The following is a 22,009-nucleotide window of genomic DNA, read 5'->3' as shown; positions in this document are numbered from 1 at the left end:
CACCTTCATTGAAAACACCAAAGGAAACCTTATGAGCCTCCCGCACATCGATCACTTCATCAATGGCCAGATTTCCCGCTCCGAGAGCGGCCGCAGCCAGGATGTCTTCAATCCGGCCACCGGTGCTGCCACCGCCAAGGTCTCGCTGGCCTCGGTGCAGGAAGTCAATGCGGCCGTGGCAGCAGCCAGTGCGGCGGCACCGGCCTGGGCCGAGACGGCTCCCTTGAAGCGGGCGCGGGTGCTGTTCAAGTTCAAGGAGCTGATCGAGCAGAATCACGATGCGCTGGCCAAGGCCATCACCTTGGAGCACGGCAAGGTGTTTTCGGATGCGAAAGGGGAGGTCACGCGTGGCCTGGAGATCGTCGAATTCGCCACCGGCATTCCGCAATTGCTCAAGACCCAGTTCACCGACAACATCGGCGGCGGCATCGACAACTGGAACCTGCGCCAGCCGCTGGGGGTGACGGCCGGCATCACGCCGTTCAACTTCCCGGTGATGGTGCCGCTGTGGATGGCGCCGATTGCCATTGCGACCGGCAACAGCTTCGTGCTCAAGCCCTCCGAGCGCGATCCTTCACCTTCGCTGATGCTGGCTGAACTGTTCAAGCGCGCTGGGCTGCCGGATGGCGTCTTCAACGTGGTTCAGGGCGACAAGGTGGCCGTGGACGCGCTGCTGGAGCATCCGGAGGTGCAGGCAGTGTCCTTCGTCGGCTCCACCCCGATTGCCGAATACATCTACCGCAAGGCCACCGAGCGTGCGGGCACCTTCCCGCTGCGTGCACAGGCGCTGGGCGGTGCAAAGAACCACCTGGTCGTGATGCCCGACGCCAACCTGGAGCAGGCCGTCGATGCCCTGATCGGTGCGGCCTATGGGTCGGCCGGCGAGCGCTGCATGGCGATCTCGGTGGCGGTGGCCGTGGGCAGCGTGGCCGACAAGCTGGTGGACGCACTGATCCCGCGCGTGAAGGCACTCAAGGTCAAGAACGGCATGGAAGAGGACGCCGAGATGGGCCCGCTGGTCACCGCCGCCCACAAGGCCAAGGTGGAGGGTTATATCCAGAGCGGCGTGGATGCAGGTGCCAAGCTGCTGGTCGATGGCCGCGGCCTGAAGGTGCCGGGCCATGAGGAAGGATTCTTCATCGGCGGCACGCTCTTCGACAATGTCACGACCGAGATGAAGATCTACCAGGAAGAAATCTTCGGTCCGGTACTGTGCGTGGTGCGCGTGCCGGACTTCGCGTCGGCTGTGCAACTGATCAACGCGCATGAGTACGGCAATGGCGTCTCGCTCTTTACGGCCGACGGCAATACCGCGCATGAATTCTCGCGCCGCATCCAGGTCGGCATGGTGGGCATCAACGTGCCCATCCCGGTGCCGATGGCCTGGCATTCCTTCGGCGGCTGGAAGCGTTCGCTCTTCGGCGATACCCATGCCTATGGCGAAGAGGGCATTCGCTTCTATACGCGCTACAAGTCCATCATGCAGCGCTGGTCGGCCACCATCGGCAAGGGGGCTGAGTTCACCATGCCGGTGGCGAAGTAAGCAGGGCGCCGGCCGCCTCTTGCCGTGGCAGGGGGCGGCGGCAGACGACAAGATCACAAGAACAAGCCAGCGGAGACACCATGCAATCGGCAGGGCAATACGACTACATCATCATTGGTGCCGGCACCGCCGGCTGCGTCATGGCCAACCGGCTTTCGCGCCAGACCGGCAAGAAGGTGCTGCTGCTGGAAGCGGGGGCCAAGGACGACTACATCTGGATTCACATCCCGGTCGGCTATCTCTACTGCATCAACAATCCACGCACTGACTGGATGTTCCGCACCGAGGCCGATCCGGGCCTCAATGGCCGCAGCCTGATCTACCCGCGCGGCAAGGTGCTGGGCGGCTGCTCTTCCATCAACGGCATGATCTACATGCGTGGCCAGGCGCGTGATTACGATCACTGGGCCGAAGTCACGGGTGACGACAGCTGGCGCTGGCAGAACGTGCTTCCGCTGTTCAAGAAGAGCGAGGACTATCACCTCGGTGCGAGCCAGTTCCACGGTGCCGGCGGTGAATGGCGCGTGGAGAAACAGCGTTTGCGCTGGGACATCTTGGATGCCTTCCGCGATGCGGCCGCCGAGAATGGCATCCCCAAGGTCGAGGACTTCAACTGCGGCGATAACGAGGGCTCTGGCTACTTTGACGTCAACCAGAAGCGCGGCGTGCGCTGGAACGCTTCCAAGGCCTTCCTGCGGCCTGCCATGAAGGATGGCAACCTCACCATCATGACCGGCTCCCACGTGAGCCGCCTGCGCATGGAGCAGGGCGAGCAGGGGCCGGTGTGCACCGGCGTCGAATTCACCGGCGGGGGCAGTGCCTGGTTTGCCGAAGCGAAGGAGACCATCCTCTGTGCCGGTGCCATCGGTTCGCCGCACATTCTGCAGATGTCGGGCATCGCTGATCCGGTCCTGTTGCAGCAGCACCAGATCCCCGTGGTGCACGCGCTGCCGGGCGTGGGCGAGAACCTGCAGGATCACCTGCAGATGCGCATGGTCTTCAAGGTCGATGGTGCCAGGACCCTCAACGCCATGGCGTCCACTCTGGTCGGCAAGATGAAGATCGGACTGGAATATCTGCTCCTGCAAAGCGGCCCGATGTCGATGGCGCCCTCGCAGCTGGGCGCCTTTGCCAAATCCGATGCGCAGCAGGCCAGCGCCAACTTGCAGTATCACGTGCAACCGCTGTCGCTGGAAAAATTCGGCGACCCGCTGCACGCCTTCCCGGCCTTCACCGCCAGCGTGTGCAACCTGCGTCCGACCTCGCGCGGCCATGTACGCCTGGGCTCCACCGATCACGCACTGGCCCCGCGCATCACCACCAACTATCTCTCCACCGAAGAAGACCTCAAGGTCGCCGCCAACGCCCTGCGCCTGACCCGCCGCATCGCGGCCTCACCCGCACTCTCGCGTTATCGCCCGGAGGAATACAAGCCCGGCACACAGTATGAAAGTGAAGCCGATTTGTATCGCGCCGCCGGTGAAGTGGGCACCACCATCTTCCATCCGGTCGGTACCTGCCGCATGGGGCGCAGCGATGATGCAATGGCCGTGGTCGATGCCCAATGCCGGGTGCGTGGCGTGTCAGGATTGAGTGTGGCCGATGCCTCCGTGATGCCCTCCATCACCTCCGGCAACACCAATTCCCCGACCGTCATGATCGCCGAGAAAGTCGCGTCCAGCCTGCTTTCCCGGGCATAAGACGGCAATTCTCAGGCGCTGGACCATACGGTACTTATACGTATTGTATGAATGGTACGAACCGGCTACTATGCGCCAAATATTAAAACTAGCTTCTCGATTCGCCAGGTAAACAAAGCGGTTCCTGAATCCAAAAGATTCAGTGTTCTGCAGCAGGCAGGCCTTGACGACCGGATCCACCGGCGCGGGCATCAAAGGGAAAGAAGAGACCATGACAGACGTCATTCTGGAGACACGAAACCTGACGAAGGAATTCAAGGGTTTCACGGCAGTAAGCGCGGTCAACCTGCAAATTGAGCGCGGTCACATTCATGCCTTGATCGGCCCCAACGGTGCCGGCAAGACGACTTGCTTCAACCTCTTGACCAAGTTCCTGGTCCCGACCTCGGGCCAGATCCTGTTCAACGGCAAAGACATCACCATGGATGCGCCTGCGCAGATCGCGCGCCAGGGCATCATTCGCTCCTTCCAGATTTCTGCTGTCTTCCCGCACATGAGCGTGCTGGAAAACGTGCGCATCGGCTTGCAGCGCAAGCTCGGTACGTCCTTCCATTTCTGGAAGAACGGCGAGAGCCTGAAGCAGCTCGACGAGCGCGCCATGCAGCTGCTGGAAGAAGTGGACCTGACCAGTTTTGCCCGCACCACCACGGTGGACCTCCCGTACGGCCGCAAGCGCGCCCTGGAGATCGCCACCACCCTGGCCATGGAGCCGGAACTGATGTTGCTGGACGAACCGACCCAGGGCATGGGCCACGAAGACGTGGATCGCGTCACCGCCCTGATCAAGAAGGTCTCGGCCGGCCGCACCATCCTGATGGTGGAGCACAACATGAGCGTGATCTCCGGCATCTGCGACCGCATCAGCGTGCTGCAACGCGGCGCGCTGCTGGCCGAAGGCAGCTATGAAGAAGTCTCGCGCAATCCGCAGGTGATGGAAGCCTACATGGGCAGCACCTCGGTCGAACTGCAAGGGGCTCACTGATGAGTACCGCCACCATGAATGCTGCTGCCATGACGACGTCTTCTTCTTCCGCGCCGCTGGTGCTGCAGATCAGTGATCTGCAATCCTGGTACGGCGAATCGCACATCCTGCACAACGTCAACCTCAACGTCCACCAGGGCGAAGTGGTGACGCTGCTGGGCCGCAACGGCGCCGGCCGCACCACCACGCTGCGTTCCATCATGGGCCTGGTCGGTACCCGCAAGGGCTCGATCAAGATCAACGGCCAGGAAACCATCAACCTGGCCACCCACAAGATCGCCCACTACGGCGTGGGGTACTGCCCGGAAGAGCGGGGCATCTTCTCCTCGCTCTCGGCCGAAGAAAACCTGATGCTGCCGCCTTTCGTCTCCAAGACCGACAAGGGCATGTCCATCGACGAGATCTATGAGATGTTCCCCAACCTGAAGGAACGTCGCAACAGCCAGGGCACGCGCCTGTCCGGTGGTGAACAGCAGATGCTGGCCGTGGCCCGCATCCTGCGCACCGGTGCCCGCCTGCTGCTGCTCGACGAGATCTCCGAAGGCCTGGCGCCGGTCATCGTGCAGGCCCTGGCCCGCATGATCACCACGCTCAAGGCCAAGGGCTACACCATCGTCATGGTCGAGCAGAACTTCCGCTTCGCCGCGCCGCTGGCGGATCGCTTCTATGTGATGGAACACGGCCAGATCGTCGAATCCTTCGCTTCCTCCCAGCTGGAAGCGAAGATGCAGACCCTGAACGAACTGCTCGGCGTTTAAGCATCGCGTCCCGGCAATGCACTGCGCTGCCGGGACCGGCTTCCAGATTTTTCCGGTATCACCAGCTTCACGACTAGAAGTACTGCCAACAAGTACGTCCGCGGGGTGAGCGATCCTCTCCCCGTTCCACCAAGTTGTCTCGCATCGAAATCATCAAGCGGGCTTCATAACAGAGGAGATGAAAATGAAACTCAAGGCAATGGCACTGGCCGTTACCGCAGCAGCTGCGGCATTCGCGACCGCGCCGGCTTCGGCACAGATCTCGGGGGATGTGATCAAGATCGGTTTCATTACCGATATCTCGGGCGTGTATTCGGACATCGACGGCCAGGGTGGCGCGGAAGCCATCAAGATGGCCATCGCCGACATGGGCGGTTCCATCAACGGCAAGAAGATCGAACTGGTCGTGGCCGACCACCAGAACAAGGCCGACGTGGCCGCCAGCAAGGCCCGTGAATGGTTCGACCAGCAGGGCGTGGATGTGCTGATCGGTGGCACCAACTCCGGCACCGCCCTGGCCAGCGCCAAGGTCGCAGCCGAAAAGAAGAAGGTGTATTTCTCGGTCGGTGCCGGCACGGCCCGTCTGACCAATGAAGAGTGCTCGCCCTACACCGTGCACTACGCCTACGACACCGTGGCCCTGGCCAAGGGCACTGGTTCGGCGGTGGTGAAGCAGGGCGGCAAGAGCTGGTTCTTCCTGACTGCTGACTATGCCTTCGGCCACTCGCTGGAATCCGATACCGCCAACGTCGTGAAGGCCTCCGGCGGCACCGTGGTGGGCTCGGTCAAGCACCCGCTGGGCGCTTCCGACTTCTCCTCCTTCCTGCTGCAGGCACAGAGCTCCAAGGCCCAGATCATCGGCCTGGCCAACGCCGGTGGCGACTTCATCAACTCGGTGAAGGCCGCCAACGAGTTCGGCATCACCAAGACGGCCAAGCTGGCGGGTCTGCTGGTGTTCATCAACGACGTGCACTCGCTGACCCTGAAGAACACCGAAGGCCTGTACCTGACCGACAGCTGGTACTGGGATGCCAACGAGGAAACCCGTGCCTTCGCCAAGCGCTACTTCGCCGTGCGCAAGAAAATGCCGTCTTCCCTGCAGGCCGGCGATTACTCGGCCGCGCTGCAGTACCTGAAGATCGTCAAGGAAATCGGTACCGATGATTCCGACAAGGTCATGGCTGCGCTGCGCAAGGCCAAGTTCAACGACCTGTACCAGAAGAACGGCTACCTGCGCGCTGACGGCCGCGTGGTGCACGACATGTACCTGTATCAGGTGAAGGCCCAGGCGGATTCGAAGTACCCGTGGGACTACTACAAGCTGGTGCAGACCATTCCGGCAGAGCAGGCGTGGACCACCAAGGCCGAATCCAAGTGCGCGGCCTGGAAGTGATCCTTTCGCATCGAGCTGCATGCATCAAGCAGTAAGGCCATCGCACAGCCAGCAAAATCTGTCATTTCTGTTCACGCGGGGATGGCAGATTTTTGCTGTAAGCGGTGGCGTTCTTCACCCATCTGGATGAACGGGTTTTTATGGAACTATTCGGCATACCCCTGCAAGCCTTGTTGAGCCAGCTGCTGCTGGGCCTGGTCAACGGCTCCTTCTACGCCATGCTCTCGCTGGGCCTGGCGGTGATCTTCGGCTTGCTCAACGTGATCAACTTCGCGCACGGCACGCTCTACATGCTGGGCGCTTTCCTGGCCTGGATGGGCCTGACCTATCTGGGACTCAATTACTGGGTCATGCTCATCGTGGCACCGATCCTGGTGGGCCTGTTCGGCATCGTGATCGAGAAGACCATGCTGCGCTGGCTCTACAAGCTGGACCACCTCTACGGGCTGCTGCTGACTTTCGGCATCACGCTCATGATCGAGGGCATCTTCCGCTCCATCTATGGCGTCTCGGGCCAGCCGTATTCGGTGCCTGACCTGCTGCAGGGTGCGACCAACCTCGGCTTTATGGTGTTGCCCAACTATCGCGCCTGGGTCGTGGTGGCCTCGCTGGTGATCTGCTTTGCCACCTGGTTCGTGATCGAGAAGACACGCCTGGGTGCCTACCTGCGCGCCGGTACCGAGAACCCCAAGCTGGTGGAAGCCTTCGGCATCAACGTGCCCCTGATGGTGACCCTGACCTACGGCTTCGGCGTGGCCCTAGCGGCCTTCGCCGGCGTGCTGGCCGCGCCCGTGATCCAGGTCTCGCCGCTGATGGGTTCCAACCTGATCATTACCGTCTTCGCGGTGGTGGTCATCGGCGGCATGGGCTCCATCCTCGGTTCGATCATCACCGGCCTGGTGCTGGGCCTGATCGAGGGCCTGACCCGGGTGTTCTACCCGGAGCTGTCGGCGACCGTGGTCTTCATCATCATGGCCATCGTCCTGATGGTCCGTCCGGCCGGCCTGTTCGGCAAAGAGAAATAATCGGAGACCGGCATGAACAAGAAAATCGGAATTGCTGTTTTACTAATATTGTTATTGGCGGCACCGTTCGGCATCTACCCGGTGTTCCTGATGAAGATGCTGTGCTTTGCGCTGTTCGCCTGCGCCTTCAACCTGCTGATCGGCTACACCGGCCTGTTGTCCTTCGGCCATGCGGCTTTCCTCGGCTGGGCCGGCTACATGTGCGGCCAGTCGCTGAAGGTGTGGGGTTTGCCGACTGAACTTGGACTGATCATCGGTACCCTGACCGGTGCTCTGATCGGCCTGGTGATGGGGTTGCTGGCGATTCGCCGCCAGGGCATCTACTTCACCATGATCACCCTGGCGCTGGCGCAGATGCTGTTCTTCGTGGCCTTGCAGGCACCGTTCACCGGTGGCGAGGATGGTTTGCAGGGCGTGCCGCGCGGCAAGCTGCTGGGCGTGATCGACCTGGGCAGCGACATGACCCTGTACTACGTCGTGCTGGCGATCGCGGTGGCAGGCTTTGCGCTGATCGTGCGGACCATCCATTCCCCGTTTGGCCAGGTGCTCAAGGCCATCAAGGAGAACGAACCGCGTGCCATCTCGCTGGGCTATGACGTGGCGCGCTACAAGCTGCTGGCCTTCGTGCTGTCGGCCGGTTTGTCGGGTCTGGCGGGTGCCACCAAGACGCTGGTGCTGGGCTTCGAGACCCTGACCGATGTGCACTGGAGCATGTCCGGCCTGGTGGTCCTGATGACCCTGGTGGGTGGCCTGGGCACCATCGTCGGTCCCATCGTCGGCGCGATCATCATCATCATGCTGGAGAACAAGCTGGGTGATATCGGTGCCTGGCTGGCCAATGTCACCAGCATCGACTGGTTCAACACCTTGGGAGATTCGGTGACGATTGTGACCGGCTTCATCTTCATCGTCTGCGTGCTGGCTTTCCGAAAAGGCATCGTGGGCGAGATCCTGGCCTTGGCCGGGAAGGGGCAAGCCAAGGGATCGCACTAGTTTTTCGCTTAAGCTTAAAACTTCATCTGCCGCCGGCAAGTCACCTGAGGGTGATTTCCCGGCGGTAATTTTTTGCTTCATGACGGGCCAGCCAGAACAGCAGGGATGTGTTCCGCAACAGTGCCCAAAGCGTCATCTCTGTGGCTGATGCCAGCCGGGGCAGGGCGGTAGAATGTGGCCCGCCTGATCCATTCTTCATTTCACCGTTTATCCATCCCCCTCATCCCATGTTCAGCCCTGTTTCATCCTTTGCCGATCTGGCAGTTCATTTCGTCACGTCGACCGGGGAGGGCAAGTGATGCTGGATTATGTAGTGTTGTGTGGCGCGGCCTTCGTTGCCGGCTTGATCGATGCCGTGGTGGGAGGAGGCGGACTGGTGTTGGTGCCGACGCTGTTCTCAGTCTTTCCCAATACTGCTCCGGCGACTTTGCTGGGGACCAACAAGGTGGCCGGCGTGATGGGCACGAGTGCTGCTGCCATCAACTTCGCGCGCAAGGTCGCGGTGAGGTGGAGCACCGTGACACCAGCCGCGATGGCAGCCTTTGCTTTTTCCTTCTTTGGGGCCTATGTCGTCACCCATATCCCGACCGACCTGATTCGCAAGGCCTTGCCCTTCGTCCTGATCGCCGTTGCACTCTACACGTTGAAGAAGAAGGACTTCGGCACCACCCATGCGCCCACGCTGAGCGGCACCAGGGAAATCATCTACGCCGCGCTGATCGGTGGGGCAGTGGGCTTTTATGACGGCGTGTTCGGTCCAGGTACGGGCAGCTTCCTGGTATTCCTGTTCGTGCGCGTTTTCAGCTATGACTTCCTGTCAGCCTCGGCCGTCTCCAAGTTCGTCAATATTGCGACCAACCTGGCGGCCTTGTGCTGGTTCGGGTACAGCGGCCACGTCATCTGGCAATTGGGTTTGCTGATGGCCGTGTTCAACATCGGTGGCTCGCTGGTGGGCACACGACTGGCGATGAAGCATGGCAGCGTCTTTGTTCGCAAGCTGTTCCTGGTGGTGGTGGGAGCGCTGATCCTGAAGTCGGGTTACGACGCTTTCCTCAAGTAGGGCAAAAAACTTCACCGGGTGTTTCACGTGAAACATCCGACCCCCGACCCAAAAGACGGAGCGCGATGCTCCGTTTTTTCATTCATATTCCTGCTTCAGCCACAAAATCCAGCCCGCTGTTTCACGTGAAACAATCCCCATCGATGTTTCATTGATCAGCCAAGACTATCGAATCGGTCGGCCGATAGTGTCTGGCAGGGCAGGGAAGTGCGGTAAACCAACAGCTACCGACCCCACCTCGGACCCCGCCAGATAAAAGGTCTTATAATCTCGCCTCTGTTCTCACCTCTACGCGAGGCCCGCATCATGCTATTCCCCACACAATTTGACGTCATCGTCGTTGGCGGCGGTCACGCCGGCACCGAAGCTGCACTGGCCGCAGCACGCATGGGCCAGAAAACCCTGCTCCTGACGCACAACATCGAAACCCTGGGCCAGATGTCCTGCAATCCCTCCATCGGCGGGATCGGCAAGGGCCATCTGGTCAAGGAAGTCGATGCCATGGGTGGGGCGATGGCGATTGCCACCGACGAGGCGGGCATCCAGTTCCGCATCCTGAATTCCTCCAAGGGCCCGGCCGTGCGTGCCACCCGCGCCCAGGCCGACCGTATCCTGTACAAGGCGGCGATCCGCTCGCGCCTCGAAAACCAGCCCAATCTGTGGCTGTTCCAGCAGGCCGTGGATGACCTGATGCTCGAAGGCGACCGCGTCGTCGGTGCCATTACCCAGGCCGGTATCCGCTTTGCCGGCCACGCCGTGGTGCTGACCGCCGGTACTTTCCTGGACGGGAAGATCCACGTTGGCCTGAACAATTATTCCGGTGGCCGTGCCGGTGATCCGCCTGCGGTCTCGCTGTCGGCACGCCTGAAGGAATTGAAGCTGCCGCAGGGTCGCCTGAAGACCGGCACCCCGCCGCGCATCGATGGCCGCACCATCAACCTGGCGATTCTGGAAGAGCAGCCGGGCGATCTCGATCCGGTTCCGGTGTTCTCCGTCATGGGCAATGCCGCCATGCACCCGCGCCAGATGCCGTGCTGGATCACCCATACCAACAGCCGCACCCACGACATCATCCGTGGCGGGCTGGATCGCAGCCCGATGTACACCGGCGTCATCGAAGGTGTGGGCCCGCGTTACTGCCCCTCCATCGAAGACAAGATCCATCGCTTCGCCAGCAAGGATTCGCACCAGATCTACCTGGAACCCGAGGGCCTGACCACCCACGAGTTCTACCCCAATGGCATCTCCACCAGCCTGCCATTCGACGTGCAGCTGGAACTGGTGCGCTCGATGAAGGGCATGGAAAACGCCCACATCCTGCGTCCCGGCTATGCCATCGAATATGACTATTACGATCCGCGCGGCCTGAAGTCTTCGCTGGAAACCCGCCAGGTCCAGGGCCTGTTCTTCGCTGGCCAGATCAACGGCACCACCGGCTATGAAGAAGCGGCCGCCCAAGGCATGCTGGCCGGCATCAACGCCGCCCTGCAGACCCAGGGCCGTGAAGCCTGGACCCCGCGCCGCGATGAAGCCTACCTCGGGGTGCTGGTCGACGACCTGGTCACCCAAGGCGTGCAGGAGCCGTACCGCATGTTCACCAGCCGCGCCGAATACCGCCTTTCGCTGCGCGAAGACAATGCCGACCTGCGCCTGACCGAAATCGGCCGCGAACTCGGCTGCGTCGGCGATGCGCAATGGGAAGCCTTCGAGCGCAAGCGTGAAGCCGTTTCACGTGAAATGGAACGCCTGAAGTCGACCTGGGTGAACCCGCGCATCCTGGCCGCAGCGGAAGCCGAGCGCGTGCTGGGCAAGGCCATCGAGCGCGAATACAACCTGCTGGACCTGCTGCGCCGTCCCAACGTGACTTATGACAGCCTCATGGGCCTGACCGGCACCGAAGGCCAGGCGCTGGCCGGCCCCGGCATCGAAGAGGGCCCGGTGCGTGAACAGGTCGAGATCCAGGTCAAGTACGCCGGTTACATCGCGCGCCAGGCCAACGAGATCAGCCGTCAGGATCACAATGAAAACCTGAAGCTGCCGGCCGACCTCGACTACATGGACGTCAAGGCACTCTCCATCGAAGTGCGCCAGAAGCTCAACAAGCATCGCCCGGAAACCCTGGGCCAGGCTTCCCGCATTTCCGGCGTGACCCCGGCGGCGCTGTCGCTGCTGCTGGTGCACCTGAAGAAGGGGGGCCTGAAACAGGCTACTGGCGCTGACAACCAAGCGGCGTGAAGAAAAATACCGGACACCCGTCCCGAACCAGATCAATACCAAGGCATCACGGATGAGCAACACTGCAGACCTGAACAATCTGACCCGCACCCTGAAGGAAGGCGCCCAGGCCATGGGCCTGGCGCTCTCCGCTGCCCAGATCGACAAGCTGATGGCATACCAGGCTCTGCTGGCCAAGTGGAACAAGGTCTACAACCTGACGGCCTTGCGTGATCCGGCGCAGATGGTGACGCACCACTTGCTGGATTCGCTCTCGGCAGTGTCGGCCTTCGCGGGTGCCCAGCGTGTGCTGGATGTGGGTGCCGGTGGCGGCCTGCCGGGCATCGTGCTGGCCATCTGGGCGGCCGAGGCGCAGCCGCAGATGCAGATTACCCTGGTCGATACGGTTTCGAAGAAAACCGCTTTCCTCAATCAGGTGAAGGCCCAATTGCACCTGGGCAATGTGACGGTGCTGCATGCGCGGGTCGAGCAGTTGCCTGTCGAGCAACAATACGATGTCATCACTTCACGTGCTTTTGCGGAACTGAAGGACTTCGTCACATGGTCGAACCACCTCCTGCAACAAGGTGGCAAGTACATCGCGCTCAAGGGCGTGCTGCCGCAAGAGGAAATCGACCGGTTGCCGGCGGGGTGGAAGGTGCAGCAAGTGCAGCCCCTGCAGGTACCGGGCCTGGATGCCGAACGGCATCTCATCTTCATGGAAAGAACGACCTGATGAACAAACTTAAACTGGCCCTGGTGGCCACCATGGTCTCGATGGCAGCCTATGGCGGCCTGGGCATGGCATCCGCCTCTGCTCAGGAGGTCAAGACGGTCCCTTCGGTGGACCTGAAGCGTTACGCCGGCAAGTGGTACGAAATCGCCAAGATTCCCAACAGCTTCCAGAAAAAATGCATTTCCGGCACCAGCGCAGAGTATTCCGCGCGCGATGATGGCATGATCGATGTCGTCAACCGCTGCAAGACGGCCGATGGCACGGAGGAAGCCAAGGGCGTGGCGCGGGTGGTCCCGGGCAGCAACAACAGCAAGCTGGAAGTGCGCTTTGCGCCGGCCTGGCTGTCCTGGATCCCGATGGTGTGGGGTGACTACTGGATCATGGACCTGGACGATCAATACACCCTGGCCACCGTGGGCAGCCCCTCGCGCGAATACCTGTGGATCCTCTCGCGCACGCCCACCATCAGTGACGAGCAATACGAGAACGCACTCAACAACGCCACCAAGCAAGGGTTCGATACCGCGCGGGTGGTCAAGAGCAAGCCGTAACACGGTACCTCACATCAGGCGAGCGGCCCGGGCAGCAACCCGGGCCGCTCACATTCAAGGAGACCCACCATGCAGGCGATCTTTCATTCCCTCGGCATCACCGACATCTGGCAATTGATTGCGGCCACCATGGTGTTCCTGCTCCTGCCTGGTCCCGGTACCTTCTGCGTGCTCACCTGCGCGGCCAAGGGCGGCTTGCGCGGCGGCTTCATGGCGCAGGCGGGTCTCATGCTGGGCGACATCGTGCTGATGTTCCTGGCTGCAGCCGGCGTGGCCGCTTTGCTGCATGCCAATCCCTTGCTGTTCCATGGCCTGCAATACCTGGGCGCGGCCTATCTGGCCTACCTGGGCGGACGTCTCCTGTTTGCAAGAGGCGAGGGCGGTGGTACAGTCGTACCCTTTTCCAATGCCGCAGATTTCCGGCGCGGCTTTTTGGTCACCTTGTTCAACCCGAAAGCCATCGTGTTCTACATGGCCTTCTTCCCGCTGTTCCTGGATCCGGCCACGCAGCAAGGCGCGCTGACCTTCTTCACGATGGGCGCAGTCATCAGCAGCTGCACCCTCCTGTATGGCAGCTTGCTGGTCATCGTCGGCAATGCCGCCGCGCGCCGCATGGCCCGCAATCGCACCATCGCCAAGCTGGCCTCACGGGCAGCCGGCGTGTTCCTGATCGGTTTCGGCATCAAGTTGACCACGCAATAACGCACTCATAAGAACGAACTATGGCAAAAATATTTTGTGTCGCCAACCAGAAAGGTGGCGTAGGCAAGACCACTACCGCAGTCAATCTCGCGGCTGGACTGGCACAACTGAACCAGCGCGTATTGCTGGCCGACCTCGATCCGCAGGGCAATGCCACCATGGGGGCGGGGATCAACAAGTCGACGCTGGAAGGCTCGATCTATGAAGTGCTGCTGGGCATGTCCGACATCCGCGCCGTACGCAAGCGTTCCGAAGCCGGCGGCTTCGACGTGCTGCCCGCCAACCGCGAACTGGCCGGTGCCGAAGTGGAAATGGTGGAGCTGGAACAGCGCGAAGCGCGCCTGAAGATCGCCTTCGCCGCCGTCGCCGAGGACTATGACTTCATCCTCATCGACTGCCCGCCTGCGCTGTCGATGCTGACCCTGAACGGGCTGTGCTCGGCGCATGGCGTCATCATCCCGATGCAGTGCGAGTACTACGCGCTCGAAGGCTTGTCGGACCTGGTCAACACCATCAAGAAGGTGCACGCCAAGCTGAACCCGGAGCTGAAAGTCATCGGCCTGTTGCGCGTGATGTTCGATCCGCGCATGACGCTGTCGCAGCAGGTCTCGGACCAGCTGGAACAGCACTTCGGCGACAAGGTCTTCAAGACCGTCATCCCGCGCAATGTGCGACTGGCTGAAGCGCCTTCGTATGGTTTGCCGGGGGTGACCTTCGATCCTTCGTCCAAGGGCGCACAGGCTTACATCGCCTTCGGCGCGGAAATGGTTGAACGCATCAAGACGCTGTAATTCAGGCGCTGATCACAGCGCGAATTCAGGCGTGAATTCATACGCGAATTGACGCTTGAATTCACGCTCCAATGGCAGCACCTCCCAACGCCGTAATCACGCATCGTTTTCATCAGGCAATCGCATGGCAACTTTACCGAAAAAATCCAAGGGTCTGGGACGCGGACTGGACGCGCTTCTCGGCGGCTCCTCCGACATCACTGAAGAAGCCCAGGCGCAAGCCGCGCAGGGCCTGCCCACGGTGATGGCCGTGACCGAACTGCAGGCCGGCAAGTACCAGCCGCGTACCCGCATGGATGAAGGCGCGCTCAATGAACTGGCGGCCTCGATCAAGGAACAGGGTTTGCTGCAGCCCATCCTGATCCGCGCCATCGGCCAGAAGAACGGGAAAGATACCTACGAGATCATCGCCGGCGAACGCCGCTTCCGCGCGGCCAAGATCGCCGGGCTGACCGAGGTGCCGGTGCTGGTCAAGAACGTGGACGACCAGACCACGGCCGCCATGGCGCTGATCGAAAACATGCAGCGCGAGGATTTGAATCCCCTGGAAGAAGCCCAGGGCATCCATCGCCTCATCACCGATTTCGCCTTCACCCACGAGCAGGCGGCACTGGCCGTGGGACGTTCGCGCAGTGCGGTCTCCAACCTGCTGCGCCTGTTGAACCTGGCCAAGCCGGTGCAGACCATGCTCATGGCCGGCGACATCGACATGGGCCATGCCCGTGCGCTGCTGGCCGTCGATTCCGCGACCCAGATCCAGCTGGCCAACCAGATCGTGGCCAAGCGCATGTCGGTACGTGATGCCGAGAAACTGGTCACCCGCGCCAGCGCCGAGCAGGCCGCCAAGCCGCGCGAAGCCAAGGACAAGTCGCGCGATATCGCGCGCCTGGAAGAAGAACTCTCGGACCTGCTGGCCACCCAGGTCAGCATCAAGACCGGTGCCCGCAACAAGGGCCAGTTGATCATCAACTTCAACGACCTCGATGCGCTCGATGGTGTCATCGCACGCCTGCGCGGGGAGTCGGTGGAGAGCTGATCGCATCGGCTTTGCGCATCAAAGCAAAAGGGGCTGCTCCATTCGGAGCAGCCCCTTTTTTATTGATATAAATAATTTACGCCGACATCAGAAAGTCCGCTGCACATCCGAACGCGGCGGCAGCTGATAGCTCCAGGTCTCGGTGAGCGGCTTGCCGTTGGCCGTGAGCGCTGCGCGCAATTCCACTGCCTGCGCCACGTTGCGGATCTTCACCCGCAGCGTCAGGCGCCAGCCATTGATGGCCGGATTGGGCTGCAGCTGGGCATCGATCAGTTCGCCATTGTTGGAAACATTCACCTGCGGCTGTACCGCTGTCCCTGCGGGCAGGGAACCCAGCGGCCCACCGGTGAAGTCCACCAGCAAGGCCGTGGTGCCATCAAAGGCGCGGATCAGGTTGGCTTGCGTGAGTTCGCCATCGGTATGGAAGGTCTGCTTCACCCAGCCCACTTCATTGTTGAGGATGGAGGGTTCATCCATGGTCCAGTGGATGCGATAGTCATAAGCCAGCGGCGTGCCGCGTGCCGGTTGTTGTGCAGGCACCCAGTAGGCCACGATGTTGTCATTGGTCTCGTCGGCGGTCGGGATTTCAACCAGTTGTACGGCACCCTTGCCCCAGTCGCCCTTGGGTTCGATCCAGGCCGAGGGACGCAGGTCGTAGCGGTCCTTCAGGTCTTCATAGGAAGAGAATTCGCGGCCACGCTGCAGGAGGCCAAAGCCGCGCGGATTGGTGACCTCGAAGGAACTCACTTCCACGTTCTGCGGATCGTTCAGCGGACGCCACAGCCACTCGCCATTGCCCGTATGGATCGCCAGGCCATTGGAATCATGAATGGCCGGACGGAAGTTGCGGCGCGAGGATTGCTGGTTCGGTCCGAACAGGAACATGCTGGTCAGCGGCGCAATGCCCAGACGGCCCACCTCGGCGCGCAGGAACACGCGGGCCTGCACATCGAGCAGGGCATCCTTGCCGGGCGTGAGCGTGAACTTGTAGGCGCCGGTCGCACGCGGCGAATCCAGCAGCGCGTAGAAGGTCAGCTGCTTTTCGCCCGGGGCCGGACGCTGTATCCAGAACTCGGTGAAATGCGGGAATTCTTCGCCGCTCATCATGGCGGTATCGATCGCCAGTCCACGTGCCGAGAGTCCGTACACCTGTCCCTTGCCGATCACGCGGAAGTAGCTCGCGCCCAGCACGCTCATGACTTCGTCTTCCTTGTCATCGCGATTGAGGGGATAGACCACGCGGAAGCCCGCATAGCCCAGGTGTGCCGTGCTGTCCTTGGCCAGCGCCAGGTCACCGAAGTTGAAGCGGTCGGTGCTGTAGCCCACGTCCTGCACGCGGCCATCGATGATTTCGTGGATGGCTACGGGGGCATTGAATTGCATGCCCTGGTGATAGAAGGCCAGCTTGAAGGGCGTCTTCTGGTCGCGCCATTCGAACTTCTCGCTCTTGGGCTGGATCTTCATGTAATCGGCGAACTGCATCGCCGCGAAGGTCGGCGAGAGATTGCTCACCGGTTTCTGATAGGGCTTGGCGGCCAGTTCCTTCGCGCGTGCCACCGCCTGGTTGAGGTCGAAGCCCTGCGCGCTCTGTGCCTGTACCGAGGCCGTCAGCAGGGATGCCGCGAGTACCAGGCCCTGCAGCAGGGGCCATTTCAATCCATGTCTGATCAATGCATTTCTCCATGAAGAAGCGGCGCGCGGACGTTGGAACCCGGGTCGCCGCCATGCGCCTGCGTGTCCCGCAGGCATCAAAACAGAATAATATAGCGAACCGTCCGGCTGGCTAAGCATCAAACAACGCTAGCAATAATTGCTCCCGCCGCTCCGGCTGCTGTCCCGCTTGTGCAGGTCACAGAGTAGAGGGCAGACTGCCGCCAAAGTTTAAAAAAGAGAGAGGAAACCCGTGTCCCACAAGCTTACCGAGCGGCAAGCCGCGTCCGCGCGCCGTCCCCGCCTGGCCCTGGCCATGACCCTGTGCGCGCTGGCCTGCAGCGCCGCGCTCACCGGCCCGGCCGCCCACGCGCAAGCCAATCCCGCCTTGCTCGGCGACAAGACTGCCTTCATCGACGACCTGCTGCGCCAGATGACGCTGGAAGAAAAGATCGGGCAGTTGCGCCTGATCAGCATCGGTCCTGACATGCCCGCCAAGAAACTGGCCGAGGAACTGGCCGCCGGGCGCGTCGGCGGCACCTTCAATTCCGTGACCCGTCCCGAGAACCGTCCTTTGCAGGACGGGGCCATGCGCTCGCGGCTGAAGATCCCGATGTTCTTCGCCTATGACGTCATCCATGGCCACCGCACCACCTTCCCCATCGGCCTGGGGCTGGCCTCCAGCTGGGACATGGACATCGTCGGACGCGCCATGCGCATCTCCGCCGAGGAAGCCGCGGCCGACAGCATCGACATGACCTTTGCACCCATGGTCGACATCAGCCGCGATCCGCGCTGGGGCCGCACGTCTGAAGGCTTTGGTGAAGATCCTTACCTGGTCTCGCGCATTGCCGAGGTCTCGGTGCGCGCCCTGCAGGGCGACACCAAGCCCATCGCCGCCAATCGCGTCATGGCCAGCGTGAAGCATTTTGCGCTGTACGGTGCGGTCGAAGGCGGACGTGACTACAACGTCGTCAACATGGATCCGCAGCGCATGTACAACGACTACCTGCCGCCGTATCGCGCCGCCATCGATGCAGGCGCGGGGGCCGTCATGGTGGCACTCAATTCCATCAACGGCGCACCGGCCACCTCCAACACCTGGCTGCTGCAGGACCTCTTGCGCAAGGATTGGGGCTTCAAGGGCCTGACCGTATCTGACCACGGTGCCATCACCGAACTGGTCAATCATGGCGTGGCACAGAACGATGCCGAAGCCGCGCGCCTGTCCATGAAGGCCGGCACCGACATGAGCATGGCCGACCAGGTCTACATCAAGCAATTGCCGGAGCTGGTGCGCTCGGGCAAGGTCTCGCAGCAGGAGCTGGACAACGCCGTGCGCGACATCCTCGGAGCCAAGTACGACCTGGGCCTGTTCAAGGATCCGTATGTGCGCATCGGCCGTGCGGCCGATGATCCGGCCGACGTCTATGCCGACAGCCGCCTGCATCGCCGCGATGCGCGCGAAGTGGCGCAGCAGTCCATGGTGCTGCTGGAGAACCGCAACGCTGCGCTGCCGCTGAAGAAGAACGCACGCATCGCGCTCGTCGGCCCGCTGGCTGATTCGCACATCGACATGCTGGGCAGCTGGTCCGCCGCCGGCAAGGACAAGCAGACCATCACGCTGCGCCAAGGTTTGCAGGCGGCGATGGGAGGGCAGGGCAAGCTGGTCTACGCACGCGGTGCCAACATCACCGAAGACAAGCACATCGTCGATTACCTCAACTTCCTGAACTGGGATGATCCGGAAGTGGTGCAGGACAAGCGCAGCCCCAAGGCCATGATCGATGAGGCCGTCAAGGCGGCGCGCAATGCGGAGGTGATCGTGGCCGCCGTGGGCGAATCGCGCGGCATGTCGCATGAATCTTCCAGCCGTACTTCGCTGTCGCTGCCGCAGAGCCAGCTGGATCTGCTCAAGGCATTGAAGGCCACCGGCAAGCCGCTGGTGCTGGTGCTGATGAATGGCCGGCCGCTGGATCTGAACTGGGCGCGCGAGAATGCCTCGGCGATTCTGGAAACCTGGTACACCGGTACCGAGGGCGGCAATGCGATTGCCGACCTGCTCTTCGGTGACGTCAATCCTTCCGGCAAGCTGCCCATCACCTTCCCGCGTTCGGTTGGCCAGATCCCGAGTTACTACAACCATCCGCGCGTGGGCCGTCCCTATACCGAAGGCAAGCCGGGCAACTACACCTCGCAGTACTTTGATGAGCCGAATGGCCCGCTATATCCGTTCGGATACGGTCTGAGCTATACCGAGTTCAAGCTCTCCGAAGTGCGCCTGTCGCAGCCGACCATGACGGCGGATGGCAAGGTGCAGGCCAGCGTGACGGTGAAGAACACGGGCCGCCGTGCGGGTGCGACTGTAGTGCAGTTGTACATCCGCGATGTGGCCGCGTCAGTGGTGCGTCCGGTCAAGGAGTTGAAGGATTTCCGCAAGGTGATGCTGCAGCCGGGTGAAGAGAAAGAGGTGCAGTTCAGCATCGACCGCAAGGCGCTGTCCTTCTACAACGCCAAGCTGGAATACGTGGCCGAGCCGGGCGAATTCCAGGTGCAGATCGGGCTGGACTCCAAGGACGTGAAAACGGCATCGTTCAATCTGCAATAAAGCCGGACAGAAAAGAAAAATGGGCGCACTCGACAGTGCGCCCATTTTTTTTTGCAGCAGCCAAAAATGATCTAAATCATTTATAAAAATCAGGCGTTACGCCTTTGCGGCATCACGCCATCACGCCATCACGGCTGCATCCTCTTCCTCCTCACCGAGGAAGCCGCCACTCTGATGCGACCACAAGCGCGCATACAAACCACCGGCGGCCAGCAATTCAGCGTGCGTGCCTTGCTCCACGATACGGCCCTGGTCCAGCACGATGAGCCTGTCCATCGCCGCAATGGTCGAGAGGCGGTGCGCAATGGCCACCACGGTCTTGCCTTCCATGAGCTTGTAGAGCGAGGTCTGGATGGCTGCTTCCACTTCCGAATCGAGCGCACTGGTGGCTTCATCCAGCAGCAGGATGGGGGCATCCTTCAACATCACGCGGGCAATGGCGATACGCTGGCGCTGGCCACCGGAAAGCTTCACGCCGCGCTCGCCCACATGCGCATCGTAACAGGTGCGGCCCTTGGCATCGGCCAGGGTACCGATGAAGTCATGCGCCTCGGCCCGTTCAGCGGCGTGGATCATCTCGGCATCGCTGGCATCGGGACGGCCATAGGTGATGTTCTCCCGCACCGAGCGATGCAGCAGGGAAGTATCCTGCGTGACCATGCCGATCTGCGCGCGCAGGCTGTCCTGCGTGACATGGGCGATGTCCTGGCCATCGATGGTGATGCGGCCGCCCTCGATATCGTAGAAGCGCAGCAGCAGGTTGACGATGGTCGATTTGCCGGCACCGGAGCGGCCCACCAGGCCGATCTTTTCGCCGGGGCGAATCACCAGGTCCAGCTTGTCCACCACCGGGCGCGGGGCCGAGCCGCCATAGCTGAAGCTGACGCCCTCAAAGCGCAGTTCGCCCTGGCTGACCTTGATGGGTTTGGCATCGGCTGCATCCTTGACCTCGTGCGCACGCGCCAGGGTGTTGATGCCATCCTGCACGGTACCCACGTGTTCGAACAGCGAGGACATTTCCCACATCACCCAGTGCGCGATGCCGTTCAGGCGCAGCGCCATCGCCGTGCTGGCTGCCACCGCACCGACACCGACCTTGCCCTGGGTCCAGAGATACAGCGAGACCCCGGTGGCACCGATGATGAGCACCATGTTCAGGATGTGATTGACCACCTCGAAGCCCGACACCAGACGCATCTGGCGATTGACCGTGGTGAGGAATTCGCGCATGGCGCTGCGGGCGTAATCGGCCTCGCGCCCGGCATGCGAGAACAGCTTCACGGTGGCGATGTTGGTATAGGCATCGGTGATGCGCCCGGTCATCAGCGAGCGCGCATCGGCCTGGTTGCGTGCCACTGCCGACAGGCGCGGCACGAAGTAGCGCAAGGCCACCGCGAAGGCCGCCAGCCAGATGAAGAAGGGGGCCAGCATCCACATGTCGAAGCTGCCGACCACACCGATCAGGGTAGCGAAGTAGATGGCGATGAAGACCAGGATGTCGCCCACGATCATGCAGAAGTCGCGCACCGCCAGCGCGCTTTGCATGACCTTGGTGGCGACACGTCCGGCGAACTCGTTCTGATAGAAACTCATGCTCTGGCTCAACATGAGGCGATGGAAATTCCAGCGCAGCAGCATGGGGAAATTGCCCGCCAGGGTCTGGTGCTTGTACATGGTCTGCAGCGCGATCAGCAGCGGACTGGCCGCCAGGATCACCACCAGCCACACCAGGGTATGGCCTTCCTGCGCCCACAGCTGCGCCGGCTCGATCTTGGACAGCCAGTCGACGATGCGGCCGAGCGCAGCAAAGAGCAGTGCCTCGAAGATGCCGATGATGGCCGTCGTCAAGGTCATGGCGGCGATGTAGGGCCGCACGCCCTTGGTACAGAACCAGATGAAGCGCATGAAGCCGCGCGGCGGCGGCATCGGCTGCGACTCGGGGTAGGGGTGGACCAGTTTTTCAAACCAGCTGAACATCAGGGAACTCCAAAAATCGGATCAGGGCCGACGGCGGTGCGACAGCCAGACTGCCAGCGAGGCAGCCACCAGCGTAGCGGCGCGGTCGGGCGTTGTTACTGTGGCATACCGGAAGGGAATATTGCGCGTGGCGGTACGCCGTTCATGCGCGGCGGGCAGATCGCTGCGGCAGCAGGGCCGCTATCGTGATCCCGGGGCAGGCCGCGAAATTGATGGAAGCCGCATCATCTCACATGCGACTGGCTTGCGTGTAGCAGAGCCCTGGGAAAACACTTGTCGGAAAATCGGAA

17 protein-coding genes are annotated in these 22,009 nt (G+C 61.7%); 15 read left to right on the top strand and 2 right to left on the bottom strand.

From position 1 onward, the window contains the following. Positions 1–31: 31 nt before the first annotated feature. The 14 genes from JOD78_RS25895 (at position 32) to JOD78_RS25830 (ending at position 15,484) form a co-directional block, all read left to right on the top strand. Positions 32–1,543 (top strand): CoA-acylating methylmalonate-semialdehyde dehydrogenase, encoded by a 1,512-nt coding sequence (locus JOD78_RS25895; RefSeq protein ID WP_204726318.1) that lies wholly within the window; start codon positions 32–34, stop codon positions 1,541–1,543. Between the two features lie 80 nt (positions 1,544–1,623). Beyond that, positions 1,624–3,243 carry a GMC family oxidoreductase N-terminal domain-containing protein gene (locus JOD78_RS25890; RefSeq protein ID WP_209569980.1) on the top strand — a complete coding sequence of 540 codons (1,620 nt, stop codon included), beginning with the start codon at positions 1,624–1,626 and terminating at the stop codon, positions 3,241–3,243. Positions 3,244–3,454: 211 nt separating this feature from the next. After that, positions 3,455–4,225, top strand: a complete 771-nt coding sequence (locus JOD78_RS25885) for an ABC transporter ATP-binding protein (protein ID WP_209569982.1) — start codon at positions 3,455–3,457, stop codon at positions 4,223–4,225. Between the two features lie 29 nt (positions 4,226–4,254). Beyond that, positions 4,255–4,983: an ABC transporter ATP-binding protein gene (locus tag JOD78_RS25880; protein ID WP_034335281.1), complete on the top strand. Its 729-nt coding sequence runs from the start codon at positions 4,255–4,257 to the stop codon at positions 4,981–4,983. Between the two features lie 184 nt (positions 4,984–5,167). Continuing rightward, positions 5,168–6,376, top strand: a complete 1,209-nt coding sequence (locus tag JOD78_RS25875) for an ABC transporter substrate-binding protein (RefSeq protein WP_121037405.1) — start codon at positions 5,168–5,170, stop codon at positions 6,374–6,376. Positions 6,377–6,516: 140 nt separating this feature from the next. Next, positions 6,517–7,401 carry a branched-chain amino acid ABC transporter permease gene (locus tag JOD78_RS25870; RefSeq protein WP_034335261.1) on the top strand — a complete coding sequence of 295 codons (885 nt, stop codon included), beginning with the start codon at positions 6,517–6,519 and terminating at the stop codon, positions 7,399–7,401. Between the two features lie 12 nt (positions 7,402–7,413). Next, on the top strand, positions 7,414–8,394 hold the full coding sequence (locus JOD78_RS25865) for a branched-chain amino acid ABC transporter permease (protein ID WP_121037407.1): 981 nt from the start codon (positions 7,414–7,416) through the stop codon (positions 8,392–8,394). Positions 8,395–8,692: 298 nt separating this feature from the next. Continuing rightward, positions 8,693–9,454, top strand: coding sequence for a TSUP family transporter (locus JOD78_RS25860; protein ID WP_039782929.1), 762 nt, complete (start codon positions 8,693–8,695; stop codon positions 9,452–9,454). Between the two features lie 306 nt (positions 9,455–9,760). Then, positions 9,761–11,689 carry a tRNA uridine-5-carboxymethylaminomethyl(34) synthesis enzyme MnmG gene (gene mnmG / locus JOD78_RS25855; protein WP_209569984.1) on the top strand — a complete coding sequence of 643 codons (1,929 nt, stop codon included), beginning with the start codon at positions 9,761–9,763 and terminating at the stop codon, positions 11,687–11,689. A 52-nt stretch (positions 11,690–11,741) separates the two neighbouring features. Continuing rightward, positions 11,742–12,404, top strand: coding sequence for a 16S rRNA (guanine(527)-N(7))-methyltransferase RsmG (gene rsmG / locus JOD78_RS25850; RefSeq protein ID WP_121037413.1), 663 nt, complete (start codon positions 11,742–11,744; stop codon positions 12,402–12,404). After that, complete coding sequence (locus tag JOD78_RS25845; protein ID WP_121037416.1) at positions 12,404–12,955, top strand: lipocalin family protein; 552 nt, start codon at positions 12,404–12,406, stop codon at positions 12,953–12,955. The genes rsmG and JOD78_RS25845 overlap by 1 nt, the downstream gene beginning before the upstream one ends. 69 nt (positions 12,956–13,024) lie before the next feature. Then, positions 13,025–13,657, top strand: coding sequence for a leucine efflux protein LeuE (gene leuE, locus JOD78_RS25840; RefSeq protein ID WP_039789187.1), 633 nt, complete (start codon positions 13,025–13,027; stop codon positions 13,655–13,657). Between the two features lie 20 nt (positions 13,658–13,677). Next, positions 13,678–14,448, top strand: coding sequence for a ParA family protein (locus JOD78_RS25835; protein ID WP_039789186.1), 771 nt, complete (start codon positions 13,678–13,680; stop codon positions 14,446–14,448). Between the two features lie 124 nt (positions 14,449–14,572). Next, entirely contained in the window at positions 14,573–15,484 is a 912-nt protein-coding gene (locus JOD78_RS25830) for a ParB/RepB/Spo0J family partition protein (protein WP_034335237.1), read from the top strand. Between the two features lie 87 nt (positions 15,485–15,571). On the opposite strand, the gene JOD78_RS25825 is transcribed toward JOD78_RS25830, so the two are convergent. Beyond that, positions 15,572–17,128 carry a glucan biosynthesis protein G gene (locus JOD78_RS25825; RefSeq protein WP_209570022.1) on the bottom strand — a complete coding sequence of 519 codons (1,557 nt, stop codon included), beginning with the start codon at positions 17,126–17,128 and terminating at the stop codon, positions 15,572–15,574. A 259-nt stretch (positions 17,129–17,387) separates the two neighbouring features. Here JOD78_RS25825 and bglX point away from each other — a divergent pair, with 259 nt between their 5' ends. Next, entirely contained in the window at positions 17,388–19,742 is a 2,355-nt protein-coding gene (gene bglX, locus JOD78_RS25820) for a beta-glucosidase BglX (RefSeq protein WP_209569986.1), read from the top strand. A 120-nt stretch (positions 19,743–19,862) separates the two neighbouring features. On the opposite strand, the gene JOD78_RS25815 is transcribed toward bglX, so the two are convergent. Continuing rightward, entirely contained in the window at positions 19,863–21,719 is a 1,857-nt protein-coding gene (locus tag JOD78_RS25815; protein ID WP_209569988.1) for an ABC transporter ATP-binding protein, read from the bottom strand. Between the last annotated feature and the right edge of the window lie 290 nt (positions 21,720–22,009).

Source organism: Herbaspirillum sp. 1130 (assembly GCF_017833835.1).
Taxonomy (GTDB): domain Bacteria; phylum Pseudomonadota; class Gammaproteobacteria; order Burkholderiales; family Burkholderiaceae_D; genus Herbaspirillum; species Herbaspirillum huttiense.
This window is presented reverse-complemented; position numbering and strand designations above follow the sequence as displayed.